The organism is Amycolatopsis sp. NPDC001319 (genome assembly GCF_042896185.1).
In the GTDB taxonomy this organism is placed as follows: Bacteria; Actinomycetota; Actinomycetes; order Mycobacteriales; family Pseudonocardiaceae; genus Amycolatopsis.
This window is the reverse complement of sequence record NZ_JBIAWY010000029.1, coordinates 1-26,040: the sequence shown is the minus strand read 5'-3', so window position 1 is coordinate 26,040 and position 26,040 is coordinate 1. Positions and strand designations below refer to the sequence as shown.

31 protein-coding genes and 2 pseudogenes are annotated in these 26,040 nt (G+C 67.8%); 22 read left to right on the top strand and 11 right to left on the bottom strand.

What is annotated here, in order from left to right; translation table 11 throughout:
- Nucleotides 1-331: 331 nt before the first annotated feature.
- Nucleotides 332-454: a hypothetical protein gene (locus ACFY1H_RS49150; RefSeq protein WP_386956734.1), complete on the bottom strand. Its 123-nt coding sequence runs from the start codon at nt 452-454 to the stop codon at nt 332-334.
- A gap of 69 nt (nt 455-523) precedes the next feature.
- Between ACFY1H_RS49150 and ACFY1H_RS49145 the strand changes: the two genes are divergently transcribed.
- The gene (locus tag ACFY1H_RS49145; protein WP_386956733.1) at nt 524-679 is read left to right on the top strand and encodes a hypothetical protein; all 156 of its coding nucleotides are present in this window, start codon (nt 524-526) and stop codon (nt 677-679) included.
- A 16-nt stretch (nt 680-695) separates the two neighbouring features.
- Here ACFY1H_RS49145 and ACFY1H_RS49140 read toward each other — a convergent pair whose 3' ends face one another.
- The gene (locus ACFY1H_RS49140) at nt 696-1,007 is read right to left on the bottom strand and encodes a MerR family transcriptional regulator (RefSeq protein WP_366585092.1); all 312 of its coding nucleotides are present in this window, start codon (nt 1,005-1,007) and stop codon (nt 696-698) included.
- A gap of 814 nt (nt 1,008-1,821) precedes the next feature.
- On the opposite strand from ACFY1H_RS49140, the gene ACFY1H_RS49135 reads away from it, so the two are divergent.
- From ACFY1H_RS49135 to ACFY1H_RS49095, 9 genes are all read left to right on the top strand, one after another.
- Nucleotides 1,822-2,253, top strand: coding sequence for an Hsp20/alpha crystallin family protein (locus tag ACFY1H_RS49135; RefSeq protein WP_366585090.1), 432 nt, complete (start codon nt 1,822-1,824; stop codon nt 2,251-2,253).
- 200 nt (nt 2,254-2,453) lie between these two features.
- Nucleotides 2,454-2,633 carry a hypothetical protein gene (locus tag ACFY1H_RS49130; RefSeq protein ID WP_386956732.1) on the top strand — a complete coding sequence of 60 codons (180 nt, stop codon included), beginning with the start codon at nt 2,454-2,456 and terminating at the stop codon, nt 2,631-2,633.
- Between the two features lie 40 nt (nt 2,634-2,673).
- The gene (locus ACFY1H_RS49125; RefSeq protein WP_386956731.1) at nt 2,674-3,066 is read left to right on the top strand and encodes a hypothetical protein; all 393 of its coding nucleotides are present in this window, start codon (nt 2,674-2,676) and stop codon (nt 3,064-3,066) included.
- Nucleotides 3,063-3,386, top strand: coding sequence for a DnaJ family molecular chaperone (locus tag ACFY1H_RS49120; protein ID WP_386956730.1), 324 nt, complete (start codon nt 3,063-3,065; stop codon nt 3,384-3,386). Before ACFY1H_RS49125 ends, ACFY1H_RS49120 begins: the two co-directional genes overlap by 4 nt.
- A gap of 40 nt (nt 3,387-3,426) precedes the next feature.
- Entirely contained in the window at nt 3,427-4,179 is a 753-nt protein-coding gene (locus ACFY1H_RS49115; RefSeq protein ID WP_386956729.1) for a recombinase family protein, read from the top strand.
- 131 nt (nt 4,180-4,310) lie between these two features.
- Nucleotides 4,311-4,949, top strand: coding sequence for a hypothetical protein (locus ACFY1H_RS49110; RefSeq protein WP_386956728.1), 639 nt, complete (start codon nt 4,311-4,313; stop codon nt 4,947-4,949).
- Complete coding sequence (locus ACFY1H_RS49105; RefSeq protein WP_386956727.1) at nt 4,906-5,241, top strand: hypothetical protein; 336 nt, start codon at nt 4,906-4,908, stop codon at nt 5,239-5,241. Before ACFY1H_RS49110 ends, ACFY1H_RS49105 begins: the two co-directional genes overlap by 44 nt.
- A 203-nt stretch (nt 5,242-5,444) precedes the next feature.
- Entirely contained in the window at nt 5,445-5,897 is a 453-nt protein-coding gene (locus ACFY1H_RS49100) for a hypothetical protein (RefSeq protein WP_386956726.1), read from the top strand.
- Nucleotides 5,898-6,079: 182 nt separating this feature from the next.
- On the top strand, nt 6,080-6,370 hold the full coding sequence (locus tag ACFY1H_RS49095) for a hypothetical protein (protein ID WP_366585076.1): 291 nt from the start codon (nt 6,080-6,082) through the stop codon (nt 6,368-6,370).
- A 200-nt stretch (nt 6,371-6,570) separates the two neighbouring features.
- On the opposite strand, the gene ACFY1H_RS49090 is transcribed toward ACFY1H_RS49095, so the two are convergent.
- Entirely contained in the window at nt 6,571-6,834 is a 264-nt protein-coding gene (locus tag ACFY1H_RS49090) for a phosphate uptake regulator PhoU (RefSeq protein ID WP_386956725.1), read from the bottom strand.
- 610 nt (nt 6,835-7,444) lie between these two features.
- Here ACFY1H_RS49090 and ACFY1H_RS49085 point away from each other — a divergent pair.
- On the top strand, nt 7,445-7,735 hold the full coding sequence (locus ACFY1H_RS49085) for an iron-sulfur cluster biosynthesis protein (protein ID WP_386956724.1): 291 nt from the start codon (nt 7,445-7,447) through the stop codon (nt 7,733-7,735).
- Between the two features lie 209 nt (nt 7,736-7,944).
- Here ACFY1H_RS49085 and ACFY1H_RS49080 read toward each other — a convergent pair whose 3' ends face one another.
- On the bottom strand, nt 7,945-8,424 hold the full coding sequence (locus ACFY1H_RS49080; protein ID WP_366585070.1) for a hemerythrin domain-containing protein: 480 nt from the start codon (nt 8,422-8,424) through the stop codon (nt 7,945-7,947).
- A 160-nt stretch (nt 8,425-8,584) separates the two neighbouring features.
- Between ACFY1H_RS49080 and ACFY1H_RS49075 the strand changes: the two are divergent.
- A pseudogene (locus ACFY1H_RS49075) lies at nt 8,585-9,602 on the top strand (cbb3-type cytochrome c oxidase subunit I); the annotation flags it as partial.
- Between the two features lie 103 nt (nt 9,603-9,705).
- On the top strand, nt 9,706-10,704 hold the full coding sequence (locus tag ACFY1H_RS49070) for an IS481 family transposase (RefSeq protein ID WP_386956735.1): 999 nt from the start codon (nt 9,706-9,708) through the stop codon (nt 10,702-10,704).
- 59 nt (nt 10,705-10,763) lie between these two features.
- On the opposite strand, the gene ACFY1H_RS49065 is transcribed toward ACFY1H_RS49070, so the two are convergent.
- Nucleotides 10,764-11,954 carry a zinc-dependent alcohol dehydrogenase gene (locus tag ACFY1H_RS49065; protein WP_366585066.1) on the bottom strand — a complete coding sequence of 397 codons (1,191 nt, stop codon included), beginning with the start codon at nt 11,952-11,954 and terminating at the stop codon, nt 10,764-10,766.
- Nucleotides 11,955-12,271: 317 nt separating this feature from the next.
- On the opposite strand from ACFY1H_RS49065, the gene ACFY1H_RS49060 reads away from it, so the two are divergent.
- Complete coding sequence (locus tag ACFY1H_RS49060) at nt 12,272-12,823, top strand: DUF6098 family protein (RefSeq protein WP_386956723.1); 552 nt, start codon at nt 12,272-12,274, stop codon at nt 12,821-12,823.
- A gap of 219 nt (nt 12,824-13,042) precedes the next feature.
- On the opposite strand, the pseudogene ACFY1H_RS49055 reads toward ACFY1H_RS49060, so the two are convergent.
- Nucleotides 13,043-13,238 (bottom strand): annotated as a pseudogene (locus ACFY1H_RS49055) (CBS domain-containing protein); the annotation flags it as partial.
- On the opposite strand from ACFY1H_RS49055, the gene phoU reads away from it, so the two are divergent.
- The 3 genes from phoU to ACFY1H_RS49040 all read left to right on the top strand — a co-directional run bounded on the left by phoU (nt 13,186) and on the right by ACFY1H_RS49040 (nt 17,142).
- On the top strand, nt 13,186-14,277 hold the full coding sequence (phoU, locus tag ACFY1H_RS49050) for a phosphate signaling complex protein PhoU (protein ID WP_386956722.1): 1,092 nt from the start codon (nt 13,186-13,188) through the stop codon (nt 14,275-14,277). The pseudogene ACFY1H_RS49055 and the gene phoU sit on opposite strands and share 53 nt — an antisense overlap.
- 722 nt (nt 14,278-14,999) lie before the next feature.
- Nucleotides 15,000-16,136: a glutamate--cysteine ligase gene (locus ACFY1H_RS49045; RefSeq protein WP_366585058.1), complete on the top strand. Its 1,137-nt coding sequence runs from the start codon at nt 15,000-15,002 to the stop codon at nt 16,134-16,136.
- A gap of 10 nt (nt 16,137-16,146) precedes the next feature.
- Nucleotides 16,147-17,142, top strand: coding sequence for an iron-containing redox enzyme family protein (locus ACFY1H_RS49040; protein WP_366585056.1), 996 nt, complete (start codon nt 16,147-16,149; stop codon nt 17,140-17,142).
- Here ACFY1H_RS49040 and ACFY1H_RS49035 read toward each other — a convergent pair.
- From ACFY1H_RS49035 to ACFY1H_RS49020, 4 genes are all read right to left on the bottom strand, one after another.
- Nucleotides 17,127-17,342, bottom strand: coding sequence for a CDGSH iron-sulfur domain-containing protein (locus ACFY1H_RS49035; protein ID WP_386956721.1), 216 nt, complete (start codon nt 17,340-17,342; stop codon nt 17,127-17,129). The two genes, ACFY1H_RS49040 and ACFY1H_RS49035, sit on opposite strands and share 16 nt — an antisense overlap.
- Nucleotides 17,329-18,072 (bottom strand): methyltransferase, encoded by a 744-nt coding sequence (locus tag ACFY1H_RS49030; protein WP_386956720.1) that lies wholly within the window; start codon nt 18,070-18,072, stop codon nt 17,329-17,331. Before ACFY1H_RS49030 ends, ACFY1H_RS49035 begins: the two co-directional genes overlap by 14 nt.
- Nucleotides 18,073-18,468: 396 nt before the next feature.
- Nucleotides 18,469-18,846 (bottom strand): STAS domain-containing protein, encoded by a 378-nt coding sequence (locus tag ACFY1H_RS49025; RefSeq protein WP_366585050.1) that lies wholly within the window; start codon nt 18,844-18,846, stop codon nt 18,469-18,471.
- A 328-nt stretch (nt 18,847-19,174) separates the two neighbouring features.
- Nucleotides 19,175-20,338, bottom strand: a complete 1,164-nt coding sequence (locus ACFY1H_RS49020; RefSeq protein ID WP_386956719.1) for a TIGR03557 family F420-dependent LLM class oxidoreductase — start codon at nt 20,336-20,338, stop codon at nt 19,175-19,177.
- 237 nt (nt 20,339-20,575) lie between these two features.
- On the opposite strand from ACFY1H_RS49020, the gene ACFY1H_RS49015 reads away from it, so the two are divergent.
- From ACFY1H_RS49015 to ACFY1H_RS48995, 5 genes are all read left to right on the top strand, one after another.
- Complete coding sequence (locus ACFY1H_RS49015) at nt 20,576-21,856, top strand: serine/threonine-protein kinase (RefSeq protein ID WP_366585046.1); 1,281 nt, start codon at nt 20,576-20,578, stop codon at nt 21,854-21,856.
- Between the two features lie 552 nt (nt 21,857-22,408).
- Nucleotides 22,409-23,197 (top strand): hypothetical protein, encoded by a 789-nt coding sequence (locus ACFY1H_RS49010; RefSeq protein ID WP_386956717.1) that lies wholly within the window; start codon nt 22,409-22,411, stop codon nt 23,195-23,197.
- A 246-nt stretch (nt 23,198-23,443) separates the two neighbouring features.
- Nucleotides 23,444-24,214 carry a hypothetical protein gene (locus ACFY1H_RS49005; protein ID WP_386956716.1) on the top strand — a complete coding sequence of 257 codons (771 nt, stop codon included), beginning with the start codon at nt 23,444-23,446 and terminating at the stop codon, nt 24,212-24,214.
- Between the two features lie 16 nt (nt 24,215-24,230).
- Nucleotides 24,231-24,716, top strand: coding sequence for a DUF4383 domain-containing protein (locus ACFY1H_RS49000; RefSeq protein ID WP_366585040.1), 486 nt, complete (start codon nt 24,231-24,233; stop codon nt 24,714-24,716).
- A 31-nt stretch (nt 24,717-24,747) separates the two neighbouring features.
- A complete protein-coding gene (locus ACFY1H_RS48995; RefSeq protein WP_386956715.1) occupies nt 24,748-25,305 on the top strand; it encodes a hemerythrin domain-containing protein in 558 nt (185 codons plus the stop codon).
- A gap of 433 nt (nt 25,306-25,738) precedes the next feature.
- On the opposite strand, the gene ACFY1H_RS48990 is transcribed toward ACFY1H_RS48995, so the two are convergent.
- A partial coding sequence (locus tag ACFY1H_RS48990) for a hypothetical protein (RefSeq protein WP_386956714.1) occupies nt 25,739-26,040 on the bottom strand: 302 nt, incomplete at its 5' end.

Sequence of the window (26,040 nt, the reverse complement as noted above, 5' to 3'; positions counted from 1 at the left end):
GCGATGCACTGGTCACGATGGCGACGCTCCAGCCAAGCCCGAGCACGTACTAGCCACTACCGACGACGCGGCCATCACGAAGTGTCGTTGCAGTACTAAGTGCCAAGTCGCCTCAATCGCTTCGACGCCTTTGAGCATCACGTCAGCGGAGGTCGCCTTGCCCAATAGGAGTTCCCTGGAAAGCGGGGGACTATTATACGGAGCGTGTGGCTCGTCGCCCACCATGCGGATCCGTCCGGTATAGCGCTGGCGCGCAAGCCTCGCATACGGCGCCGGCCTCGCCCGGACACCGCGGCCATCCCGACCTACAGTGCCGCGGCCCTCGCGTACCTCAGACAGCGTCGACCATGACGCACGTGCTCACGCACGAGTACTTCGGCGACGCCGTGCCGGTGCGCTGCTCGGACGACATGTCGCTGAGCGACGGTCTGGCCAGGTCTGGACCGGCATCCACGGGTGTCACGTCCGCGGACTGCCCGCCTGGTTGGCGCTACTCACGGCTACGGAAGCCGACGACCTCGTCATGACGGCGCACCAGCGGGCGGCGGCCCTGCGTGCGGAGGCCGAGGACGCCGTCCGCCGGACCCAGGTCCAGCTCCGCGCGATCGACGAGGTGTTCGCCGACGCCGAGTCCGTTTTGAACGAAAGGACCGCGTTGCCCGTGGCTGCTGCTGCATAACCGGCGATGAGTCGAGTCAGCGCTCGTCGAGCTGGGCGCGCAGGTCGTGGATCGTGGTTTCGGCGTCCGCGAGCTGGTCTTGCAGGCCGATAATGCGGGCAGCGGCGGCGAGGTTGTGGCCGTCATCGAGTTGCTCGCGCAGCCGGACCACGAGAACGAGCTGGCGGCGGGAGTAGCGACGATGTCCGCCGTCCGAACGCTGGGGCCGCACCAGATCCGCAGTGTCCAGGCTGCGCAGAAACGCTTCCTGCACGCCCAGCATCTTCGCGGCCTGCCCGGTGGTGAAGGCCGGGTAGTCCTGGTCGTCGAGGTTCCCCAGACCAGCCACGCTCACCTCCTTCGCCGATTGTCAGGAGCGCGTCAGCCGCTCCAGATTATCTAGTTCAAATGCTTGACACAACTTGCAGTGCGCGCTATAGAAATGGATAGGCGGTACATGACCTGGTGTCGAACACGATGATGTTGCCGGGGAGTGATCGACGATGCCGGACACCACACGTCACGGGGCGGTGACCAGCGGGTTCGCTGAGCTGGTCTGCGCCGACGAGGCCTGGCTGCGCGCGGAGTTCGACGCGATCATCACCGCCAACTTCGGAGTTTTTCCGCCACCTCTGGCACGGCCGCGGCCTGGATCCGCGGGCCCGCGGCAACCCGGCCGCACGCCCCGGGCGGCCGCCACCGGCGACCGGCCGGTCGCCGGGGTGGTGTCGGCGATGCGAGGCGGTCATCGGCAGCGTTCCCCTCCGTTGACCAGTGCGCTCAGCAATCAGCGAGTGATCTCGAAAGGTAGGTGATGCCCGCACACTCGCTGGAGCCCGCCACCGCGCAGTTCGTTCGCCGGCGAGGATGCCTGCTTCGCCAGACGGCCGAGGAGACCCTGACAGCGGTCCCGGCCCCGCGTCTAGCGGCGCACTTTCGCGACATCCGAGCCGGCGCGACTGCAGCCAGGGCGGGCACCGGGGTAAACGACGTAGCGATCGCACATGCAACCCACCGAACTGGTTCCGGCCGCCGCCACCGGCGGTGGCGGCGGCCGGAGTTCGACGAGCACACCAACCCAGCCGTATAGGCACACAAACCGCCGCCGGCCACCCGCACGCCAGCGGTGACGCCCAGGGAAGGAGTAAAGGAGGCGGATGGTCATGTTGATGCGGACTGACCCGTTCCGGGAGCTGGACCGGCTGACCCAGCAGTTCTTCGGCGCCAACGGCACCACGTCGCGGCCGGCGGTCATGCCGATGGACGCCTACCGGTCCGGCAATGAATACGTGGTGCAGTTCGACCTGCCGGGTGTCGCACCGGAGTCCATCGACCTGGACGTGGAGCGCAACGTGCTCACCGTCAAGGCCGAACGCAGCCCGGACTACGACCAAGGCGCCGAGGTGCAGGTGTCCGAACGGCCTCGCGGGGTGTTCTCCCGCCAGCTGTTCCTAGGCGACACCCTCGACGCAGACAACATCGACGCGCGCTACGACGCGGGTGTGCTGACCCTGCGGGTACCGATCGCCGAGCAGGCCAAGCCGCGCAAGATCGCCATCAGCGGCGGGAGCGAGGCCAAGCAGATCAACGCCTGAGCGGCCCGAACCCCGGCTCGGCCCCTTCGCGGCCCCGCCTCGCGCGGCTTCGACCGCCGCGGGCGGGGCCGGCGTCGTCTTCGCCACCGGCACCCGAACCGGCTGCCGCGGTGCGCTCGGGACCGCCTGCACCAAACCGCCGGCCACTCCGGCCCCGCGGCGGCCTGACCAGCCTCATCAATCCGAAAGGAGAACCGGTCATGCTCGACGAAGCCCCCACCCACGATGTCGCCGACCAGCAGCGTCTCGCCCGCCGCGAGCCCGACGAGAACGAACCGGCGCTGTCGGGCATCGGGGACTCGCTCGACGCCGATCCGGCCGACGTTGCCGACCAGCACCGCGACGCACCGGTACTCGAGGAGCGCGAGCCCTGGCCCTGACCCGGGCCGGCTGGACCACAAAACGAGGAGAGCGGAAACGATGAGCACCACCGGACGCCAACCGGCCACCATCACCACCACGCTGGCCACGACGGCACGCGATCTGCGGCGCGCGGTCCGCGCGGCCGACCTGGCCCAGACGCCGGGCCCGGGTCAGCTGCGCGACGCCGGCTGGCAGCTCACCCAGCTCACCGGCGAGCTGACCGATCTAGTCACCCTGCTGACCGAATACACCGGTCACCACATCCAATGCCCCGAGCAGCTCCGCCAGGTCGACGGCGCACCGGCCACCGCCCACCTGGCCTCCGCCTGCCGGGAACTGGCCACCCTGCGCCACGCCCTCGACACCGCTCACACCGCCGCGCGCGCCTACTACACCGAACTCAGCCAGCTCACCACCGCTGCGCCCGGTCCGCCTCGGTCCGCGCCATGAACACCTCTCACCCACCGGCACTGCCCGACCCGCACACGGTGCTCGGACTGTCCCCCGGCGCCACCGGCGCCGAGATCACCGCCGCCTACCGGCGCGCGATCCGCGACTGCCACCCCGACGCACCACACCCGGACCGCGACCGGCTCGCGGCCGTGATCGCCGCCTACCGCCAGCTCCGCAACTACGCCCAGCAGTCCACTCAAGCGCACCGACGCTCCACACACAGCCGCGACATTCCTGTCCGCGTGCACCCCCACACCACACCGCCAGCGCCAGACATGCGCGCCGGCCCCGTCCAACGCCACCCCGATCGAACGTGATCGCCGAGGCGCGACATTCGCTCGGCCCCATAGCCAGACCATGACCGTCCGACCGCAAGGCGTGTCTCAGAAACGATCGTTCGCGAGACGCTCGTGGTTGATCGGCGTTTTCGCAGGAGAGATCTGTAAAGCATGCCGTGTCCGCGCCAATGTCACGTTCTCGGGGGTTTGCGATACGGTCTGGACCATGCGGATCGGATACGGGCGGGTGTCCATCCGCGGCCAGCACCCGGAGGCTCAGCGCGACGCGCTCGCGGCGGCCGGGTGCGACGAGATCTTTTTCGACAAGGCCTCGGGCAAGCTCGCGCGCCGGCCGGAGCTGGATAAGGCGCTGCTGTCGGCCAACCGGGCCGGTGACCAGCTCGTGGTGACCAAGCTCGACCGGCTCGGCCGGTCACTGGAGCATCTGATCGAGCTGTCCAAGCAGTTGCAGGCGAAGGGTGTGGACCTGGTGGTGCTCGACCAGGGCATCGACACCTCCACCGCAGTCGGGCGGATGTTCTTCCAGATCCTCGGCTCGATCGCCGAGTTCGAGCACGCCCTGATGTCCGAACGCACCATGGACGGCCTGGCCGCGGCTCGCGCGCGCGGCCGCACCGGCGGGCAGAAACCGAAACTCGGCGCCCGTCAGGTGCAGTTCGCTCGACAGATGTACGAGGAGCGTGGCGACGATGGCAAGCGCCGCTACACCGTCGCCCAGATCGCCGCCGAGTTCGGCGTCACCCGTCCCACCATCTACCGGCACCTGGGTAAGGCCCTCGACACCGTGCCTGCGACGGCAACGTCGGCCTGACCAGCGCCAGTTCGACGACCAACCAGGAGCGGCTGCCGCGCGACCACCACGATGCCGCCCCTCGCGGACCGCCCTCGACGTCAGCAGCATCCCTGAGCTGTAGCGCGCAGAGCGGTTCGAACGATTTCGTCGTGATGAACTCTCTCCCCGGAGAAGCCGAAGCAGTCGAGCGCCTGAAGCGAACGGCGTTGCGTGACTTCGGGCCTTGGCCCGAAGGCGAAGAGGAGCAGGTAGGGATGGCCTACCGGGCGGGGATAAGCCCTGACGAGGCGCCGGTCCCGGCGCTGCTCAAGTACGCGCTCACTCTCATCGGGCTGATGGCGTACGGACCTGCCGAGAAGGTCGCGTGGTGGGTCAACTTCACGTACTGCGGCGAGAGGTGCCGGCTGGCACATCAGAAGTTTGGCCTGCGGCTCTACCTGTGGACTGAAGCATCCGAGGAGGAAGCGCAGAAGACGCAGGCCCAGATCGCCAAGAAGCTCCAGTCCTCGACTCGCACCGTTGAGAAGCTGGTCCTGGCCGCGGCGCCAGAGCTTCTGGGCAACGGGAACGCCACCGTCATCAACCAACACGTATCGCTGCGTCGCGCCTACGAGTACTTCCGCGGACGTGCCGTCGATCCGACGGTCATCGGAGACGTGACGACTGTCGGAGAGTTGAGCACCGGGTACCGCCACGTCGTTCACGAGCGGCAAGATCCAGATGCAGTTGAACGCTTTCCACGACATGGTGGCGGCGATCTCGGCGTACATCAGCCTGCTGGAGCATGACCTCGTGCTGGCGCTGGCGTTCAGTGGTTTTGACCCGTCCAACGACGACCTCACGGCCATGATCGGGTCACGGTGGGGCGACAAATTCGATCGCTTACTTGGCAAGGAAGGTGATGCCGGCCGCTATCGGCAGCGCCTCTCCGACGTCGTCGAGCGATGGCGCAATCCGTACTCCCATGGCGGATTCGAAAAGGGTCACGGCGCCACCATCTACCTCCACACGCCGGGAGTGGGAGCGGCGGTGCCAGTCGGCCTGACGAAGGTGAGGTCAGGGTCGGGCCATTGCGGATAAATGTTCCACCTTCGGTTACCAACATTTCGCTGAATTACTGACGTTGACCTGAACGAGTTCACCCGTCACCGACGTCAGCCACGACGGTTCTCCGTTCCGGCCTCGGGAATGGTGGCACGCAGCTCGGTGATCTGCCGCTGCATCCGCTCGACCTGCTCGGCCACGTCGTGGCTGGCGTCGTCCATCTGCTTCAGGTGGCGCTGATGCGTGAGGAACGCGACGAGCGTGACGCGCCGGAGTTCTCCGTGTCGGCGGTCGACGCCTTCACTGTGGACACGGAGTACTTCGCGGCCAAGCTCGTGCTGCGCATGGAGCGAGGTCAGGCGCTGCGTTCGCTGACCGTGACCCCCTCGGGTGACTCCGTCGAAAACAGCGGCCTGCGCCAGTTAACCGTCGGCGGCGTCGCCGCCGGCATCGAGCTCACCTTCGACGACGTCCGGCACGGACGCGAGCTGCGGTTCTTCGTCAGCACCAAAGACGGCTACGTCGGCACGACCATCGACCTCGAGTTGATCTGCCACGAGCGCGCAGGCGACCGAACCTGGCAACGCCACTACGCCTGCACCATCGACCAGCGCCCCGAAACACCACCGGCGTGGGCAACCTTTGTCCCACTCACCTCGTACTGCAACGGCAGGTTGGTGGTGTTGTGGTAGATCATCGAACTGCTGACGAATAGCTTTCCCTACTTGTCCTCCGGAACCCCTTCCGTCGACAAAGGACCGGGAAACGATGTATGCCGTGGGGTGGTAACGGCGCGTTTGACCGGCCTTCAACCGGGTACGCAGCGGAGATACAAACCCGCTTGGGTTTACAGCCCGGCCGAAAGGAGCGCATCATGGCCGGCCACGACGACCAGCACGGCTGGTCCGAGGACATCGGCACCGAGGGCAACACCGCCGCCGAAGCCGGGAGAAAAGCGCGGGAGAAGCCGGAGCACGAACCCGACCCCCACCGCGACTACTCCCCGGGCGGCACACTCTCCGACACGGACATCGAACCCGGCTCACCGTTCGGCGCGGGAGAAAGCACAACGCGCCGCGGCGAGGAAATCGGCCCGGAGCCCGGCGAGGCCGCCGAGGGCCACAAGGGCGTCTCGCAACGCCCCTATGGCAGTTCGCCCGATTAATACCCGAGGACCTGAAGCGACTTTAATACCCTCCGGGCCGGCCCTGTTCCCAGGGCCGGTCGGCCGAAAAAGGTGAGGAACCGAACTGGCACCACAAGAGCCACACAGAATTCTCCTCTCACACCCCGGACCTCGGTGTCCGCTTCGACCCGACCACCGAGCCGGGGTTTCAACGCCAGATAAGTCACTCATCCACGGAATCAGCCGACGACGTGCGCGGCCAGGTCACTCATGCGCTCGAGCCTGTCGGCGCAGTACACCGCGGCCAGCACGAGTCGCAGCTCATGGGCGACCGGGGCCTGCAACGCCAGCAGCGCCTCAGCGTGTTCTTCGCACTCGGCGCGCTGGAGATCCAGCTCGATGTCGCTCCCGAGCACCTGCTCGGCCAGCCCCACGTTCGCGGTGAGCAACGCCGTCGTGGCCTGGCGCATCGCCTGCGCGCAGACGACGCACATTTCGGTCATCTCGGTACCGAGCCGAGCCAGCTCCTGACGGAACGTCTTTCGCGGACCGACCACAACCCTCTCGCGCGGCTCCAACCACCGCGTCAGCAGACTCGACGACCCGCCGGACGGCTACGACCGGGCAGGTCGGCCGGGTCGCCGGAGCCCCCATCGACCTTCCCGATTATCCGGACCCAAGCTGGCGAAACGTCTTCATTCACAGCCGCGCCGGTGTGCTGCTCCGACACCTTTGGGCCGAGGGGGCTGAAGTGGGCCAACAAGAACCCTGCCCAGTTCGGAGGACGCCGAAGAGAAGCGGTCCGGCAACCGTCAGAGGCTGCCGAGCCGAAGTTTGACCTCGACCTCGCGGCCGAGCCTCCGGTCCACAGCACGGTTGCCGTCGCTCCCGCGTCCGTCCGTCATCAACCTCCCCGCCGACGCAGGCCACCATCGACCCGCCGCGCCGGTTGAGCGCCGGCCGAACCGGGTACTTGCCGCTGCCCGGACACTCCACTGATGATCTCGCGCCGATCAAGTAACCAGAGAACCACCGGAGATCGCCAGCGCGCGAGGCTGAACACCCGCGGGCGAAAACCGCCGATTCGCCGACGCAGAGAAAGTGAAACCATCGATGTTCACCGTGACCGAATCCGCCGCCGAGGCGATCAAGCAGCTCACCGCGGCCCAGAACGTCCGCGCCGACGGCGGCCTCCGCCTCACGCTCGATGGCCCGGCACAGGACGGCGCCGCGCTCACTGTCGACGTGACCGCGCACCCGGTGGCTGGGGACGATGTCGTCACGACCGCCGACGCCCATGTGTTCCTCGCCCGCGAAACCCGGGTCCGGCTCGCCGACAAAACCCTTGACGTCCGCAAAGACATCGACGGCCACTACACCTTTCTGATCACGACGACACATTGAGCAGCACCGAAACTGCGTCGCCGGTCGATCCCGTCGGCATCATTCCGTCCATGACCGGCATCAGTTGGTGCAGCAACCCGTCGCCCAGGTGGCGCCCGGTTGAGCAGTCAGCCGGCTGCCATCGCAAAAAGTGCGCCCAGACAAGTGCCTTCACCGCTACGCCCACCAGCCACCTCGAGCGAAATCCGAGCACCGACCGCGCAGTTCGATCAGGCAGTCGAGCTGCTCAGTTTCAACGGGTCCTTCGGCGCGCGCGCCCGGGCGTCGAGCATCTGGCGGCCCAGCTCCTGCAGTCGCTTGCGCCCCAGCGCGGACCGCACCTGCGGGAACCACTCGTCCTCTTCTTCTGCCACATGGTGGCGCACGTTCTCGGTGAGCACCGAGACCTTCGCGTCGAACGTCTCGTCCGTGGCGGCCAAGCCGGCGAGCTCCGAAAGCATCCACACGACGACGTGATGCTCCTCCACGCTTTCCAACACGTGGTCCTTCGTCTCGGGCACAGCCGAACGCGCTGCGGGGTAGAAGATCTCTTCCTCGATGTACGCGTGAATGGTCAGTTCCTCGATGATCGAGTCGGCGATCCCGCGCTTTTCGTTGTACGCGTTCTCCCCCGCCTTCTCGAACTGCTTGAACAAGCCTTCCACCGTCTTGTGGTCCTTCTTCAACAGCACGATCGCGTCCGTGGACACAGGCCCCTCCTCAATCAGGCTCCCACCCGGCGGCCACCCGCCGGTTCACGCCGGAGTACCCCCGTCGGCGGTACAGAAACCCGCTGGGAAGGGCTCAGCTCGAAAGCGTCACGGCGTGGACAGCCGATTCGAGGTCTCCCCGCACTGTGAGCTCGTCTGCGAGTGGCTCTACCTCTTCGGCGGCCTGATCGTGCTCAGCGCCTTCCTCACGCCCGGCGGCGCCCCGGACTTCGGCTGGACCGCTTACACCCCGCTGTCGAACGCCGTCCACTCGCCCGGAATCGGCGTCGACCTGTGGATCATGGGGTTGATCGTGTCCGGGCTCGGCACGATCCTGGGCGCGGTCAACATGACCACCACGATCCTTTGCGTGCGCGCGCCGGACATCACGATGTGGCGGATGCCCCTGTTCGCTTGGAACACACCGCGATCCCCATCACTGGCATTCCCGATCCTTACGGTCGCGCTGTTCGAGCTCGAGGCCTGTCGACAGCTCGGCGCCCACGTGTTCGACCCGGCCAATGTCGGCGCTATCCTGCGGCAGCACCTGTTCTGGTTCTTCGGGCGCCCGGGGCTGCATCGTCGCACTGCCCTTCTTCGGGATCGTGACGGAGATCGTCCCGGTGTTCAGCCGCAAGCCCCTCTACGGCTACCGGCTGATGGTATTCGCGACCATCGGCATCATCGCGCTCTCGGCGACGATGTGGGCTCACCACACGCTCGCGACCGGAGCGGTGCTGCTGCCGTTCTTCTCGATCCTTACGTTCCTCATCGCCGTGCCGACCGGGATCAAGTTCTTCAACTGGATCGGGACGATGTGGAAAGGCACGCTGAGTTTCGAAACGCCGATGCTGTGGTCGGCCGGGTTCATGGTGACCTTCCTGCTCGGCGGGCTGACCGGCGTGATCCTCGCCTCGCCGCCGCTCGACTTCCACGTGCACGACACGTACTTCGTCGTCGCGCATTTCCACTACGTGCTGTTCGGCACGATCGTGTTCGCGACCTTCGCCGGGATCTACTTCTGGTTCCCGAAGATGACGGGCCGGATGCTCGACGAGCGGCTCGGAAATTGGCAGTTCTGGTTGACGTTCATCGGGTTCCACCTGACGTTCCTGGCACAGCACTGGCTGGGCGCCGAAGGGATGCCGCGCCGCTACGCCGACTACCTGTTGCGGGACATGACGTTAGTGTCGGCTGACGGGGCCTGAGGATGGGGACAGGTCTTTCGGCGGCAGGATGAGAAGTGCGACCAACTCGTCCGTCGAGCAGAAAGACCCGTCCGTGTCCCACCGTAATGCCCCGCTGTCGATCGACGGCCGCCGCCGGCTGGTCGCGCGCTGCCGGCATCGTCCGATCGCGCATGTCGCGGACGAGATGGGCATCTCCCGCCAATGCGCCAGCAAATGGGTCAACCGCTATCGCCGCCACGGCGAGACCGGCCTGCTCGACCGGCCCAGCGTCCCGCACCACCAGCCGAGCTCCACCCCCGCCGAGGTGGTGGCCCGGATCGAGCAGCTGCGCCGGCAACGCAAGCACTCCGCCCGCCGGATCGCCACTGAACTGAGCGCCGAGGGCATCACGATCTCGGTCCGCACCGTCGGGCGGCACCTGCTTGCGCTGGGCCTCAACCGGCGTCGGCTCCTTGATCCCACCGGCGCCAACCGAGAACCACGCCGGATCATCGCCCGCTGGCCCGGGCACATGGTCCACCTGGACGTGAAGAAGACCGGTCAGATCCCCGACGGCGGCGGCTCGCGCGTCCACGGCAAAGGCAGCGACCAGGACAGGGCGATTGCCCGCGGCAAGACCCGCGGCGGCCGGGCCCGCTACACCTACCTGCACTCCGCCATCGACGGCTACTCCCGTCTGGCCTACACCGAAGCCCTGCCCGATGAGAAGGCTCGGACCGCGATCCGGTTCGTCCACCGCGCGCGGGCGTTCTTCGCCCGCCACGGCATCACCCACATCCACCGCCTGGTCACCGACAACGGCGCCTGCTATCGAGCCCGCGACTTCGCCACCGTTCTACGCGGCGCCCGCCACCAGCGGATCACCCCCTACACCCCACGCCACAACGGGAAAATCGAACGCTACAACCGGATCCTGGTCGAAGAATTCCTCTACGCCCGCCTCTGGACCAGCGAACAGCACCGCACATCAGCCTTGACCGTCTGGAGCGTCCACTACAACGAGCATCGACCACACACTGCCGCCGGAAACCAGCCACCGGTCACCCGGCTCCACACAGGCGTCACCAACGTCAAGGCCTCATCCAGCTAGCTTTGGCGATAGGTTCTTCTCGGATGCGGGTCGACGGTCTGTGCCACTCCGTGCGGTCCTCAGGCGACGGGCTGCAGAAGGATCTTCTGGGCGCCCTCGCGCTTCTTCTGGAAGATGTCGTACGCGCGCGGCGCGTCGGCCAGCGGCAGCTTGTGCGTGGCGAATCCCTCGACGCCGAGCGGGTCGTCGTCGGCGGTGAGGACCGGCATGATGTCGTCGATCCAATGCCGCACATTGGCTTGGCCCATGCGCAGCTGGATCTGCTTGTCGAACAGTTCCATCATCGGCAGCGGGTCGACCATGCCGCCATACACGCCGGACAGCGAGATCGTGCCGCCGCGACGCACGCTGTCGATCGCGGCGTACAGCACGCTCAGGCGGTCGATCCCCGCTTTCTCGGTGATCTTTGCGCCGACCTGCTGCGGCAAAAGGGCGACGAGATTGTGTGCTAATCGGCCGATCGGCGCACCGTGGGCCTCCATGCCGACGGCGTCGATCACCGCGTCCGCGCCCCGACCATCCGTGAGTTGCCGGATCGACTCGGCGATGTCCTTGTGGTCACGGATGTCGAGGCTGGTGGCGCCGTGGGAACGCGCCCGCGCGAGCCTGTCCGGTACGAGGTCGACGCCGATCACCTCGTCGGCCCCGCGGTGCCGCGCGATGCGGCAGGCCATCTGCCCGATCGGCCCGAGCCCGAACACCGCGACCGAACCGCCGTCGGGCACGCTCGCGTACTCGACGGCCTGCCATGCAGTCGGGACCACGTCGGACAGGTAGACGAACCGCTCGTCTGGCGGGCCGTCCGGGACCTTGATCGGCCCGTACTGGGCTTGCGGCACCCGCAGGTACTCTGCCTGCCCTCCGGGCACCTGGCCGTAGAGCTTGGTGTACCCGAGCAGCGACGCGCCCTTGCCCTGACTCGTTACCTGCGTCGTCTCGCACTGCGACTGAAGGCCACGTTCGCACATCCAGCAATGACCGCACGAGATGTTGAAGGGGACCACGACACGGTCGCCGGGCTTGATCCCGGTCACGGCCGCACCGACTTCCTCTACCACGCCCATCGGCTCGTGCCCGAGGATATCGCCCTCGGTCATGAACGCGCCAAGGACCTCGTACAGGTGCAAATCCGACCCACAGATCCCGGTGGACGTGATCCGCACGATCGCGTCCGTCGGCTCCTGAAGCTTCGGGTCGGGCACGGTGTCCACGCGGACGTCGCGCTTGCCGTGCCAGGTCACTGCCTTCATCGATCTCCCTTTCACCGTGGAGAAAGCCAACTGGTTCCGGGATTTCCTGACGACCGGCCGGGCAAACGCGATTCACCTGTCTGGAAATGGTCCATGTGAACTGCTGAAGCTGTCGCGTTGTGCCGTTTCAGAAGGGCACATGGCGCAGCGGGACGTGCATGCTCTGCCATGGTCTCTGCAGACGTTTGCATCCCAACACGCAGCGCACCCGAGCACGGTGACCTTCGTGTCGAACGTCTCGTGTGGCGGGTCGCGGTCGGTGAGCCCGGGCAGCACCCAGACGGCGACGTAGTGCCTCCACGCTTATCATCTGCTCGGTGCGATTGTGGCTGGCACGCCGGCTCTACGACTACGAGCACCTGCGCGGTCCCGGCGTTCGGCCCTGGGTGTTGCGTGGCCTGGAGATCGCCCGCGGACCCGGCAACGAACCGCTGATCGCTGGGCGGTCTCGACTGCCAGCGCAAGGCTATTGGCGAAATTCGGCTGGAGATGTGTTGAACGGCGCGAGAATCCCGAGCTGGAACCGCTACCCGGTGCCACCTCGTGCCGGGCACGCCGGCTACGTCGGTGAGGCCGGCGCGCACGAGACCAGGTGCGGGGCCCCCGCCACCCTCCGCCGGGGCATCGCAGCACCACGCCTCAATCCGCAGCGGTTTGGCCGACAGCCCCCGGCAACGGGATTCCCGTGGGACCGACTGCGTGCCGGTGTGGGCGCAATCAGTCTTGAACGCTCGTTATCCGCCTGCGGCCACCCCAAACACGAGGTTCGCCGGATCACAGACCGGGCACGGGAAGGACATGCGCGATGGCACCGAACACCACGACATCGCCCGGCCCACCACGCCCGACCCTGGCCGCACCACCGATGACAGCCTGTACGACCCCGGCGAGGGCCGCCCGCCCAAAGATGTCGACGACGCCGAGGACACCGGGCAGCGCATAATCGGCGAGCAACGCGAACGCCGACGTGAGTGATCGAGGGCCGCACTCGTTCACGTGCGGCCGCTTCGACCACGGCGCCCCTTCGTCTGGGCCCATCACCTTCGTGTCGCGTCGCGGGAGGACCGGCTCGCCTTCACCGCTGCCGACAGCACTCCCTCGACGCCGTCGTCCGCGCCAAACTTCACGGCCTCCCTGCGCCAGCTCGCCCACGTGCACCGCGCGCGGGTCCTTGTCTTCGGCCGGCACCTTCACCACGATGTCGCGCTCAGTCACCATGCCCGTAAGACGGTTGTTCTCGCCGCAGATCGCGAGCGCGCCCACGTGCTTGCCGGACCATGGCAAGGCGGCGTTGCATGCCGATGCCCGTGACCATGCCGATCACGCCCCGGCCTGCCAACGCAGTGTGCAGGCGAGCGTCGGTTTGGGCAGCGACGAGCGCGACCGCGGCGCGGATGGCGAACATGCGGCCGTTCTGCTCTGTCTCGTCGCCGAAGGCGTCCCTCGCGGTGGAGACGAACCCACCCACAAAAGATCTTGTAACACCGCGGCGCCGGTACCTCGCACCGCGACGACAATCGTGGACACGCGGCGCGGCGGCATGGCGCGCAGCGGGCCCACCGGCAGGAACTTCTCCACCCTCACCTGCCGGCGGGCTTTACGCGAGTGCCGCCGCGACGCCGCGGGGCCGGCTTACGGCTGGCCGGACGAGGGACACGGTGCGGACATGCGCGAGAGCTTTCACGAAGAGCTGAACCGTCTCAGTGCACAGCTGAGGCAGATGTGCACGCTTGCGGCCGAAGCGATCCGCCGGGCAAGCAGATCGCTGTTAATCGCAGACCTGGACCTCGCCGAGCAGGTGATCGCCGCCGACGCCGAGATCGACTGGGCCCGTGCGGATTGCGAGTCGCACGCCCAGGCCCTGCTGGCCCTCCAAGCACCCAAGGCACACGACCTGCGGATTATCCTGGCCACGATCTACTGCGCCGAACGGCTCGAGCGGATGGGCGACCTGGCCGCGCACGTCGCCGACACCGCCCGCTTCGCCCATCCCCACCACGCCGTGCCCGCCCAGCTCGAATACGACTTCGCCGAGATGGCCGACGCCGCCGCCGGCATGGCGGACCGGCTTGCCGAGCTGATCGAGCGCCAGTGCCCGTGCGGATTCGCCGACCTCGCCGACACCGACCAGACCATCGACACCATCCATGCCCACGTCCTCACACTGATCACCAGCGACCAGTGGCCTCACGGCGTCCAGACGGCCATCAACCTCGCCCTGCTCGCCCGGTTCTACGAACGGTTCGGCGACCACGCCGTCGCCATCGCCAACCGACTGGGCTTCGCCGCCACCGGCGAACTTCCCATCCCCACTCACACCTAACTGGGCACCACGTCGGTCCGCGGTTTTGAGCCTCATTCCTTGGTCGAGGACGACGTTTTTTAATCCCGACAAACACGCCACCTATACCGGGCTGGGACTTCGGCATCCGAAAACTCGTTCGACGGCCTGCTCGCCCCCGGCCACGTCCGCGCCCCTGTCCGTGTTCGCCTCGTCGTGACGAACGTAAGCCGCGCACTGTGGCACCGCGCCCGACATGCCCTCGGGCGGTGCGGCGTCCACAGCATCCGGCGCCGCCTGGGCACGTCGTATCACCCGTTGAGAGCAACGTGACTGTGACCGTGAGCGGTAGCTGTCACTGCGAGCGGCGGTAAGCGAGCGGTTGCACGCGAACGAGCAAGGCCTTCTGGCACCTAGTGTGAATGCTTGTTGTCACTCGCTGCGCTCAAGAACCACCGCCCGTCGATCTACTGGCATAGCCCGAATACTCTGCGCGGTAGCGAAGAGCAGGGTCGGCACCGGTGGGAGAGATGCGCGGATGTGGTACTTGCGAGTCGCGTGGTTGCACGGGTTCGCCGAAGAACCAGCCGTGCCGCCCGGTGCTGCGCTCATGACTCTCGTCGCGCGGCGGCTGCACGACGAGCGACACCGGTACCCGACTGGGTTGCGCCGATCTCGCCGGGGCTCGACGTCACGTTGCCCGCGGCCGGCCTCCGGCGCACGATCCCGGTTCCACCGCCGCCCAAACGGGTAGCCGAGTCCTCATGGACGGGGCGGGGACGACGATCGGGGTCGAGGAGGAGTTCCTTCTCGTCAACCCGCGCACGGGTCGGACGACACCGAGCGCGGATCGCGTACTGGCGCGCTGCGGGCACGACCACCGGTTGCCGGAAGGCGCGATCGTGCAACGGGAGTTGCGCCCCACGCAGGTGGAGCTGGCCACCGGCGTCTGCACGAGTGCCGACGAGCTACGGGCTCAGTTGACCGCCGGACGCCGGTTGCTCACCGAGGCTGCGGCCGCCGAGGACTGCGCGCTCGTCGCGTCCGGCACACCCGTGTCGCTGCCGGGCCGTGGGGCGCAGCCCGAGCCGCAGGGTCGGTACGCGCAGATCCACGAGGCCTACGGCCCTCTCGCCGCCGAGTACGAAGCTTGCGGCTGCCACGTGCACGTCGGCGTCGAGGACCCGGACACGGCCGTCGCGGTGGTGAACCACCTCGGCCCCTGGCTGCCGGTGCTGCTGGCACTGTCGGCCAACTCGCCGTTCGCCGACGGCCGCGACACCGGTTACCACAGCTGGCGCATGGTGCTGCAGGCCCGCTTCCCCGGTTCCGGTGTCGCACCGTACTTCCGCAGCCACGCCGAGTACCAGAGCACGGTGGACGCGCTCGTGACGTGCGGGGCGCTCGTCGACCGCAACCAGAGCTTCTGGCTCGCCCGGCCGTCACCCCGGCTGCCGACGGTGGAACTGCGCGTGGCCGACACCGCCGCGACCGTCGACGGCGCGATACTGCAAGCCGTGCTGTCCCGCGCCCTCGTGCGGACCGCGCTGGCCGCCCTGGAGCGCGGGAGCGAAGGACCGCGCCTCTCGCCGCAAGTATGTGCCGCAGCCGTCTGGGCCGCCGCGCGCCACGGCCTCACCGGGCTCCTGGTCGATCCCCGGCTCGAACGACAGCGTCCGGCCGTCGATCTAGTCGACGACCTGCTCAGGCACACCGCCAGCGCACTCGAGGAAGCCGGCGACCGCGCCCTTGCCGAATCACTCGCGGGCCGACTGCTCGCCGACGGCACGGGATCGGCTGCGCAGCGCTCCGCGGCGGCCGGCGGCCTGCGCGCCGTGGTGCGGATGCTCGAGGAGCGCACCGTGCCCGTCTCGGGGCATGAACCGGCCGCCGCGGGGTAACCCTCCGGCCATGACGAGTCTGCAGTCCGCCGTACTGCCCACCGCCCGTGGGCCGCTGTCGGCCGCCGTCTCCGAGACCCTGTCCACTCCCCCGCCCGGGCGGACTCTGCCCCTCGACGCGATCGCGGACGCGGACCCGTTCGGCGACGACCTGCACCTGGGCCTGCACCTGTGTTACGAACTGCACTACCAAGGCCTGCCGGGCGTCGACGCCGGTTGGGAGTGGGACCCCGAGCTGCTGCGGCTGCGAGGTGCGATGGAAGAACGCTTCCTAAGTGCATTGCGCGCCGCGGTGCCCGGTGGCGACGACGTCGACGGCGAGTTCACCGCACTGCTGGTCGAGCCGATCGACGCGGCCGGTGTTTCCCACTACCTGCGGGACGAGGGCCAGTGGTGGCAGGTGCGGGAACTGTTCGCCCACCGCTCGATCTACCACCTCAAGGAAGCCGATCCGCACGCGTGGGTCATCCCGCGGCTGCGAGGCCGGGCCAAGGCGGCGCTCGTGGCCGTGGAGTTCGACGAGTTCGGCGGCGGCCGCCCGGAGTACGTCCACTCGCGCCTGTTCGCCGACCTGCTGCGCGGCGCCGAACTCCCCGACGGCTACCTGGCCCTGCTGGACTACGTGCCCGCGCCGATGCTGGCCATCGTCAACGCGATGTCACTGTTCGGGCTCCACCGCGCGCTGCGGGGCGCCCTCGTCGGCCACTTCGCCGCCGCGGAGATCACCACGGCACCCTCGGCGCAGCGCATCGTGCAAGCGCTGACTCGGCTCGGCGCGCCCGAGGCGTGCAAATTCTTCTACACCGAGCACATCGAAGCCGACGCGGTGCACGAACAAGTGATGCGCCACGACGTGGTCGGTGACCTGCTCGAACAGGATCCGGCGCTCGCGGCGGACGTGGTGTTCGGTGTGCAGGCAACGAACCACCTCGAGGACCGCCTCGGCGAGCACCTGCTGGGGTGCTGGCGCGCCGGGCGGTCCTCATTGCGTCAACCGTTGTCTTGAGCGCGGACCCGCTTGCGGTGGCTGGTGTCGCACAGCGGGAAGCACTTGCTGCGCCGGCAGGTGCACACCGCCACCAGGAACCGGTCAGAGCGCACCGTGTTGCCCTCGGGCGTCTGCAGCTCCACCGGACCTTCGATCAGCAGCGGCCCACCCGGGACCACCCGCACCCGCCGGTACCCCCGGCCCTTACCGGTCGGCACGGAGAACCACCAGTTCCTCTTTCCGCACCTGCGGGGCTACCAAGCCCGACTGTTCGAGGAACTCCGTCCGTCCAGACAGGACCGGTCCGAACGGGACCATCGCCCGGGCGACGATTCGCGGCCGCAGGCCCGCGGCGGTGAGCAGGCGGACCGAGCGGTCCACGCCGGACATCACGGACTGCACCAGCAACAGGAATCCTCCTGGCGCAACGAGTGCCGGGGCACCCTCGCACAAGGGATCCAGCACCGCGCGCCCGTCGCTCCCGGCGTCACATCGGCGGTCCGGCCGGGGCCGCTCTGCCGGCACCGGTACGTACGGCGGATTGGTCACGACGACGTCATAGGGTCCCCCGCCCGCAGCGGCGAGCAGGCCACCCTGGCGCACGCGCACCGGCAGCCCGCGCAGGGCCGCGTTCACCCAGGCCGACACCAGCGCCCGCCGCGAAAGGTCCACGGCCAGCACGGATTCCGCTCCCGCGCGGGCGAGTGCGATGGCGAGCGCGCCCGTTCCGGTGCACAGGTCGAGCGCGCGGGCGCCGACGGGCACCCGGGCCCGGCGCACAGCAGACGCCAGCAAGCACGTATCGGCTTGCGGGCGGTACACGCCTGGCAGTCGGAGCAGGCCACGCGCGGGAAGCGCAGACCCCGCAGGAAACGCGGGCAGCACCTCCCGCAGAGCCGTAGCGCCGGCGGCGGTCTGATCCGCTTCTTCCGCGGGCACGGTCGTCATCTCGGCCTCCTCGGCGTCAGGGTTACCGCCGATTACCCGGCGACCGACCGGACAAACGTCGCGGTGGCCCGGCGAAAACAGTTGGCGCTTGGGTCGGCCGGGCGCGACACTCTGGCCCCGCCGTCAGCGGTCGAACCGGTGACGACGATCCGCTGAGTAGTCATGCCGCCCGGTTGCCCGCCCGGGCACGGTCGTAAGTCGGCACGGTGCAGTAGTCCCATCTGGACTTGGTCTGTCAGATTGCCTTTTCTGCCAGACCGAGAGGCACCTCTCGCGGCGAGCCGGCCCGACACAGCCAACCCGTCACGGAGCCACAGATCCCGAACACCATGGCGTCCGCGACGTCGCCAGAGCGTCCATCGAACGCGTCACGACCGTTTCCTGACAGCTCGGTGGTCAGATCTCGTCGACCGCCCACAGCGTCGCGAGCGGGAGCAGTCCCATCGCCCTCCGGACCTGGCGAGCTTCACCGACGTGCACGGCGAAGCGCACACCGAGTTCGCTCGCCAACAGGTGAGCGCGTTCCAACGCGCGCAACCCGGCTGCGCCGAGGAACGTCACCCCGGAAATGTCGAGTAGCACCGCGCGCACGGTGCTACGCAGACGCGCGTCGAGCAGCTCCCGGAGCCGTGGCGCCGAGGCCGCGTCCAGATCCCCGGCCACGCGGACCATGACAAGATCGCGATCCGGACGTTCGACGGAAAGCCGGAGCGGTTCCACGCCGAGGGGCTGAGTCGGCAAGAGTCTGGCGGAACCATTGAGGATGGTGGTCAAGATGGCCTGCCTTCTTCGCCCACCGGGATTCATCGCTGAGACGAGATGCCGACCACGCGTCAGCTCGTGCCCGGTGCGCAAGAGGAGATCAAGGGCACGGCCCGCTGTTGGACCGCTGCCTTCACCATAACCCGTGCCGGTACGACCGACAAGAGGCCCGACACGCCACCAGGGAAGTCCACAAAGGACTTCAGGACCGCGTCGAAGCCCGCGCTCACCCGAGATGACACCTCGCGGCGCGTCAGTCTTCTCGCGTCGCGGCTGCCTGGCCGCGGGATGGCGTAGTGAGACGCCGCCCTTGGCGCCGGTGAGCCCACAGCTCGCCAGGTCAACGGAACTCCGGCAGCACGTGCTGCCCCCATCCCCGGAAGAATGCGTCGTGATCAGGTCCGATTTGCTGGACGTAGATCTCGTCCGCCCCCGCCTCGACATACTGGCGTACCCGATCGAGGTGCGCCTTCGGATCGTCCCCGCATACGATCGCGTCACTGACGTCCTCACGCGACACTAGCTTCGTAGCAGCCTCGAAGTCCTGTGGCCGCGGCAAAACCTGACCCAGCTGACCGGGCAAGACGTCATTGGCCCACAAGCGATGCGCTTCGTCGAGGGCCGCGTCGACGTCCGGGCCCCACGCAACCTTCATCCCGGCCTGGACCGGCTTGTCGCCACCACCGGACTCTCGGAAGGTGCGAATCAGGTCCGCGTCCGGGAGCACCGTGCAATAGCCGTCCCCGATCCGCCCGGCGAGCTCGGTGGCCTGTGGCCCGAACCCGGACACGTAGATCGGCACGGGCTCGTCCGGCACCGTGTAGATCCTCGCCTCCTGCACCTCGTAGTAGGTCCCCTGAAAGCTCACCTGCTCGCCGCGTGCACCCGCAGAGTGCAGCAGCCTGATGATCTCAACCGCCTCTTCGAGCATCGCCAGCCGCTGCCCCGCCGACGGCCACGGGTCGCCGAGGATGTGTTCGTTCAGGGCTTCCCCGGACCCGACGCCGAGCACGAAGCCGCCGTCCAGCTGAACCGCGGCGGTCGCGGCGGCCTGCGCGATCACCGCGGGGTGGATGCGCACGGTCGGACATGTCACAGCGGTCGTCACCGGTAGCGACACCGCCTCCGACAAGGCCCCGATCACCGACCACACGAACGGGCTCTGGCCCTGCTGGTCGTGCCACGGGTGAAAGTGATCCGAGATCCACAACCGCTCGAACCCCGCGCGTTCGGCCGCGCGTGCCTGGGCCACGAGTTCTCGCGGGCCGTACTGCTCGCAGGAAAGGAAGTAGCCGATCGATGTCATGACCGGCGGATACCCCTTTCGCCCCCTGCGCACACTGTACGAGCAGTCTGGACGGCCAGTCGTACGAGAGAGCCTCAGCGCACCCGCGCCCGGATTCGGCATCGCTCGCGTGACATCGGCCCGCACCACCACGCCGACAAAATCGCGGCCGTAGATCACCGGCAGCCGGACCCGATGCTCGCTCAACGTCTGCGGCACTTCCTCGACGTCGTCGTCCGCGCCTCGCCACGGCCTCCCCCTGCGCCAGCTCGCCACGTGCACCGCGCGCGGACGGCGCCCCGGCGCGCACCCGCGACCACAGGCCGGTACTCGCGTGAGCCAGCGGTGGCGACGCCCCGGCCGGATTCTCCCTCAACCGGCTGATCAGCTCCGCCGGGTTTAACGGACTGTACCGCCGGATAACTGGTGGGTCACCGACAACATGGGGGACTGCCGATGACGGACGAGCGACCGACCGACGGCGTCACGGCTCCCCGATACTCCCTCGGTGGCGACGTGGTCCCCCGGGATGACTCAGACAAGCCGCTGTCCTTGACCGTCGGACGCTACGAGGTCGAGCACCTGATCGGCAGCGGCGGTACTGCGCGGGTCTACCGGGCGTTCGATCGAAGACTCGGCCGCCCGGTCGCGCTCAAGGTGTACGACCGGGACGTCGTCGAGGCGGACCAGATACGGCGGATACGGGAGAAGACCATCCAGGCCGGCATCGACCACCCCGGGGTGGTGGCCGTGCTGGACAGCGGGACCGATCACGACAGGCCGTTTCTGGTGATGCAGCTGGTGGACGGGGGGAACCTCGCCGAGCGCCTGCTCGCCGGCCCCTTGCCGGCCGCGGAGGTGTCCGAACTGGGAGTCCGGCTCGCCGAGGCGTTGGCACACCTGCACAGCCGGCGCGTCGTGCACCGGGACCTCAAGCCCGCCAACATCCTGCTCGGCCCCGACGGCCCGCTGATCGGCGATTTCGGCATTGCCCACGAACTCGACTCGACCCACATCACCGGCACCGGTTTCGTGACCGGCACGGCCGCTTACCTCGCACCCGAGCAGATCACCGGTGAACCGGCCGAACCGGCCGCCGACGTGTACGCGCTCGGCCTCATCCTGCTCGAGTGCTTGACCGGGGAGCGGGAGTACCCCGGCACGATGGCCGAATCGGCACTCGCGCGGCTGCACCGGTCTCCGCGCATCCCCGACGGACTGCCCGAGCCCCTCGCACAGACCCTCGCACGCATGACCGCCCGCGAACCAGAACACCGCCCCACCGCACAGGACGCGCTGCAGATGTTGAGCAGGCCCATGGCCGCGTACGCAGGCACCGCGGTCACCGGCCGATCCCGGATATCGGGTTCCGCGCGTCGACGAACCCTGATCGCCTCGAGCGGCCTCGCAGCCGCGGTCGCTGCGGCCGTGGTCGTCGTAGCGCTCACGAGTCCCGACGCGCCAAGCCCCGCTTCAACTACCGCCGCCGAACCACCCACGACGACCTTCCCCACCCCCTCCGCGACACCTGTGCAGATCATCCCCACGCTCTCGTCGACGACGCCCGCAAAGCCATCTGCAACGTTGATCGCCGGACCGCCACCGGCCGCGCCAGACCCGACCTCACTGCACGGATCTGGCGCCCTCACAGCCAACCACGAGAACAAGGCTGCCAATCCGGCCGATAAAGCCAAGGGGAAGCCCAAGGACAAGAGCAAGGGCCACGTCCACCCCTAGCACCGCGCCCCCGATCGAACCTCGCCTCAGCAGGAGTGGTTGTGGCCGGGTCGACTTGAGATGCGCTTAACGAGGTCGCTGTCATCGGATCTCTGGAGGTCGTCGACGCCCGGGGGTGCAGATCCCCGGGGAGGAAGCGAAACCCGGACAGTATGTCGACGGCTACGTCCTCGTAGAGTTGAGCCTGGCTTCGCCACCGATTATCCCACGGCGTAGACGAGAAACGTTGTCGGCGTAATTTCTGACCGCCGCCACCGCAGCCTGGTTGGAACCGGTTAACGAAATAAGTTCGCCGATGACGTTGGTATCCGGTCAACCGCAGTCCTCCGTTCGTTGTGGTCCTGCGAGTTTGGTGCCCAATAATCCGGGTATGCGCAGTTCCTACCACGCGCAGCACAAGCCATCCAGCCTGTGACATCTCACCAAGATTTTCGGACACGCGGACAACGAACGACGACGTATCTCCCTGACCAGCCAGAGCCACGCGGCGCCCGCCAATCCAATGCACGAACCCGGCAAATCTACCGGTGCGCGGAAGTCACAAACACGATCATGGTCGACCTGGCAACCCCAGGCAAATTTGCACCTACCCGAAGGGACAGATCCGTGAACACTGGCTTCAACATTCTGCAAAGTCTGCAGAGTGCGTTCACGACATTCGTGGGCTACCTGCCCCAGCTGATCGGCGCACTGCTCGTACTGCTGATTGGTTTCATCATCGCCAAACTGCTGGACAAGGTCATCACCAAGGGCCTGCAGAAGGCCAAGGTCGACGACAAGCTGAAGACCGGCGGCGGCGCGAACTACGTGGAGAAGCTCTCCCCCCGGGGCAGCCCCTCCAAGTTCGTCGGCCTCGTCGTGTTCTGGCTGATCATGCTCTTCGTGATCTCCTCGGCCATCGGCACGCTCGGAATCCCGGCGTTGACCGGGTTCATGAACCAAGTGCTGAGCTACCTGCCCAACGTCATCGCCGCACTGCTGATCTTCATCGTCGCGGCCGCGGTCGCCGGCGCGGTCGGCGGGCTGGTGCACCGCACCATGGGCGACACTCCGACCGGCAAGATCGTCCGCACCCTCGTTCCGGCCATGATCATGGGCATCGCCGTGATCATGATCCTCACTCCGTCGAGAATCTCGCCGGTGATCGTGACGATCACCTACGTCGCCCTGGTCAGCTCCGCAGCACTGGCCACGGCACTGGCCTTCGGCATCGGCGGCCGCGACGCCGCCGCGAAGCTCGTCAACTCCGGATACGACAAGGCCAAGGAACAGAACGACACCGTCAAGTCCGACCTCGCGATCGGCAAACAGCGCGCCGCCGAGGACGCCGCCGACACCTAGCGCAAGGCCGGCCAGAAGATGGGCAGCCAGGAGCCGAGCACACCTCCCGCGCAGCCACCGCCAACGCCCGCCACCGGGCGCGCGTAACCGGCCGTGGCACCTCGTGGTCGGCGCCACTGAGACGCGACCGGAGTGTCCCGTCCGCTGATCCACAGCACCGCATCCGCAAAGCGAGCATCGCCGCGGCCATGGCTCCACCGCGAGGTCCCCTCTTTGCGAGACGACAACGAACCGAAGGAGATCACCATGAGTACGAACCCCGAGGGCGCCCGCCACGGGCGCCTCGACCCCGGCGCCGCGCCACCCGTCAACACCACGCAGGTCACGTCACCCCCGCAGAACACGCCGTCCGTCGCAGACGCGCCGCCGCCCGTGGCACGGCAGGAGGAAGGCCCGGGTCGCGGTGAAGTGGTGGAGCGGCAGCGGGAGCGCTTCGGTGGGATCAAGTGGGGCGCCGCGTTCTTCGGATGGCTCACCGCCACCGGCACCGCGCTGATCCTGACCGCAGCCGCCGCCGCGGCCGGGACCGCGTTCGGCCTGGCCACCAATCCCGGTGACGCGGGGCAAGCGGCCGACCAGGTCAGCCAAGCGGCGCAGAATCCCGCCGCCGTGCAAACCGCCACCGTCGTCTCCGCGATCGTCGTGCTGGTCGTCCTCCTGATCGGCTACTACTGCGGCGGCTATGTTGCCGGAAGAATGGCGCGCTTCAACGGGGTCAAGCAAGGCCTCGCCGTATGGGTGTGGTCGATCGTCATCGCGGCCGTCGTCGCGATCCTGGCCGCCGTCGGCGGCAGCCAGTTCGACATCCTGGCCCGCCTCAACGGGCTGCCCCGGCTCCCGATCAACGAAGGCACCCTGACCGTCGTCGGCATCATCACCGTGCTCGTCGCCCTGGCCGCCGCGCTCATCGGAGCCATCCTCGGTGGTCTGGCCGGGATGCGCTACCACCGCAAGATCGACCGCATCGACTTCCAGCAGTACACCCGCGCCGCCGGCCCCGTTCGAACACATTCCTGACATGGAGGAGAAAGTCATGTCGACACGTACACCTTCACCCACTTCCACCGGACGCTCGTCCGCCCAGCTGGCCGCCGGCATCGTCGGGGGCGTATTCCTGCTGATCGGCGTGCTCGGGTTCATCCCGGGCGTCACGACCGACTACGACCAGATGGGCTTCGCCGGGCACGGCTCGATGGCCATGCTCTTCGGCGTGTTCATGGTCTCCACCCTGCACAACATCGTGCATTTGCTCTTCGGCGTCGTCGGCCTGGCGTGCGCCCGCACCTCACGCGCGGCCCGGCTATACCTCCTCATCGGAGGAGTCGTGTACCTCGTGCTGTGGCTCTACGGCCTGCTCATCGACCACGGCAGTGACGCCAACTTCGTTCCGTTCAACAACGCGGACAACTGGCTGCACCTGGGTCTCGGCATCGGCATGATCGCCCTCGGCCTGCTCACCGGCCCCGAAACACACGGTGTCGCCGCACCGCGCGGCACTGACGGACCCCGCGTCGGCTGACGAAAGCCCGGAGTCGACAAGAAGGAGATTCATGGTGGAGAACAACGAGGACGTCATCGAGCTGCTGCAGCGGCAGCACCGGGAGATCCGCGAGCTGTTCACGCAGCTGGACACGGCGGAGGACGACGACCAGCGGCGGAAAGTGTTCCACAGCCTCGTTCGGCTCCTGGCCGTGCACGAGACAGCGGAGGAAGAAGTGGTGCACCCGGAGATCCGCGACCTCGAACCAGCGGCCGAGTCCGTAGTCGAGGCACGGCTGGGCGAGGAGCGCCGCGCCAAGGAACTGCTGACCACCCTCGAAAAGATGGGGCCGGACGCCGACGGATTCGACACCCTGCTGGTCCAGCTCCGAGACGACGTGTTGGCGCACGCCGAACACGAAGAACGCGAGGAGTTCCCGAGGCTGCGAGCCCACCGGCCGCCGGAGCGGCTGCGGGCGATGGCGGCGACCGTGCGGCTCGCCGAGGCCGTGGCGCCGACCCGGGCGCACCCCGGCGCAGAGAGCGCGAAAGCCAACCTCCTGCTGGGACCACCCGCCGCGATCATCGACCGAGCACGTGACGCCATCCGCGCCGTGCTCGGAAGGTGAACGGCAGCGCATGAGCGGCGCCCGGGAGGTGGATGACGATGAAATGCGGGAGAAGAACCGCCGCTTCACCGACCGGCGCCAGCCCGCCCGGTGAACCCCTGGGCAGTGCGCGATCCAACCATGCGCATGTTCCGCTCGGCGGGAGAACTTACAAGCCGCCTCAGGTAGGGGCTCGACCGGGAAACACCGTGGAATCTTTTCTGGATCGCCGATGTCGCGGCCTTGGCCGTGTCGCGACGAACCGCCTGTGGTCGTCGCCGCGTGGCCGGACCCAGTCCGCCCGCCCCCGGTCCGAGTCGCGCACCGCCTCCACAACGAGCTGCGAACACGGGCAGAGGCAGCCGCGACAGTGTCGCCGAAGCCTTTGAAAGAGGGGGCCCACTCGTGGCGACAGCCGGAGCTTGCCGCCACTCCGATCAACCGGTGAACTGACTCATCCGGCGATCAGAGAATACGCGCGGAGCACGGAGGCAAACGGTTTGCTTGCGTGGCGCAACTGTTGCTCGCGTGAAATCCGAGAACTGGCGACCGCCGCATCGCAGAGGTGTAACGCAGCCGTGAGCGGGGTATATCGACGCGTGCGCAAGGTCATCGGCGGTGTGACCACCGCGGCGGTCTTGGTTTCGGCTGTCGGCTGTGGTGATGCGCCCCGGGTCTGGTGCAGCTCTCGTTGTCTGTCACCGAGCCCGGGTAGGCTCGAAGGGTTGATCGTAGCGTGACGCTTGGTGGCCGGCT

Coding starts and splice junctions, on each gene's coding strand:
- ACFY1H_RS49085 (WP_386956724.1), top strand. CDS start 7,445: ATGTTCACCGTGACCGAATCCGCCGCCGAGGCGATCAAGCAGCTCACC.
- ACFY1H_RS49125 (WP_386956731.1), top strand. CDS start 2,674: ATGAGCACCACCGGACGCCAACCGGCCACCATCACCACCACGCTGGCC.
- ACFY1H_RS49100 (WP_386956726.1), top strand. CDS start 5,445: ATGCGTGAGGAACGCGACGAGCGTGACGCGCCGGAGTTCTCCGTGTCG.
- ACFY1H_RS49115 (WP_386956729.1), top strand. CDS start 3,427: ATGACCGTCCGACCGCAAGGCGTGTCTCAGAAACGATCGTTCGCGAGA.
- ACFY1H_RS49105 (WP_386956727.1), top strand. CDS start 4,906: ATGGTGGCGGCGATCTCGGCGTACATCAGCCTGCTGGAGCATGACCTC.
- ACFY1H_RS49095 (WP_366585076.1), top strand. CDS start 6,080: ATGGCCGGCCACGACGACCAGCACGGCTGGTCCGAGGACATCGGCACC.
- ACFY1H_RS49030 (WP_386956720.1), bottom strand. CDS start 18,072: ATGACGACCGTGCCCGCGGAAGAAGCGGATCAGACCGCCGCCGGCGCT.
- ACFY1H_RS49120 (WP_386956730.1), top strand. CDS start 3,063: ATGAACACCTCTCACCCACCGGCACTGCCCGACCCGCACACGGTGCTC.
- ACFY1H_RS49040 (WP_366585056.1), top strand. CDS start 16,147: ATGACGAGTCTGCAGTCCGCCGTACTGCCCACCGCCCGTGGGCCGCTG.
- ACFY1H_RS49135 (WP_366585090.1), top strand. CDS start 1,822: ATGTTGATGCGGACTGACCCGTTCCGGGAGCTGGACCGGCTGACCCAG.
- ACFY1H_RS49130 (WP_386956732.1), top strand. CDS start 2,454: ATGCTCGACGAAGCCCCCACCCACGATGTCGCCGACCAGCAGCGTCTC.
- ACFY1H_RS49015 (WP_366585046.1), top strand. CDS start 20,576: ATGACGGACGAGCGACCGACCGACGGCGTCACGGCTCCCCGATACTCC.
- ACFY1H_RS49145 (WP_386956733.1), top strand. CDS start 524: ATGACGGCGCACCAGCGGGCGGCGGCCCTGCGTGCGGAGGCCGAGGAC.
- ACFY1H_RS49045 (WP_366585058.1), top strand. CDS start 15,000: ATGGACGGGGCGGGGACGACGATCGGGGTCGAGGAGGAGTTCCTTCTC.
- ACFY1H_RS48995 (WP_386956715.1), top strand. CDS start 24,748: ATGGTGGAGAACAACGAGGACGTCATCGAGCTGCTGCAGCGGCAGCAC.
- ACFY1H_RS49010 (WP_386956717.1), top strand. CDS start 22,409: ATGGTCGACCTGGCAACCCCAGGCAAATTTGCACCTACCCGAAGGGAC.
- ACFY1H_RS49000 (WP_366585040.1), top strand. CDS start 24,231: ATGTCGACACGTACACCTTCACCCACTTCCACCGGACGCTCGTCCGCC.
- ACFY1H_RS49065 (WP_366585066.1), bottom strand. CDS start 11,954: ATGAAGGCAGTGACCTGGCACGGCAAGCGCGACGTCCGCGTGGACACC.
- ACFY1H_RS49005 (WP_386956716.1), top strand. CDS start 23,444: ATGAGTACGAACCCCGAGGGCGCCCGCCACGGGCGCCTCGACCCCGGC.
- ACFY1H_RS49090 (WP_386956725.1), bottom strand. CDS start 6,834: ATGACCGAAATGTGCGTCGTCTGCGCGCAGGCGATGCGCCAGGCCACG.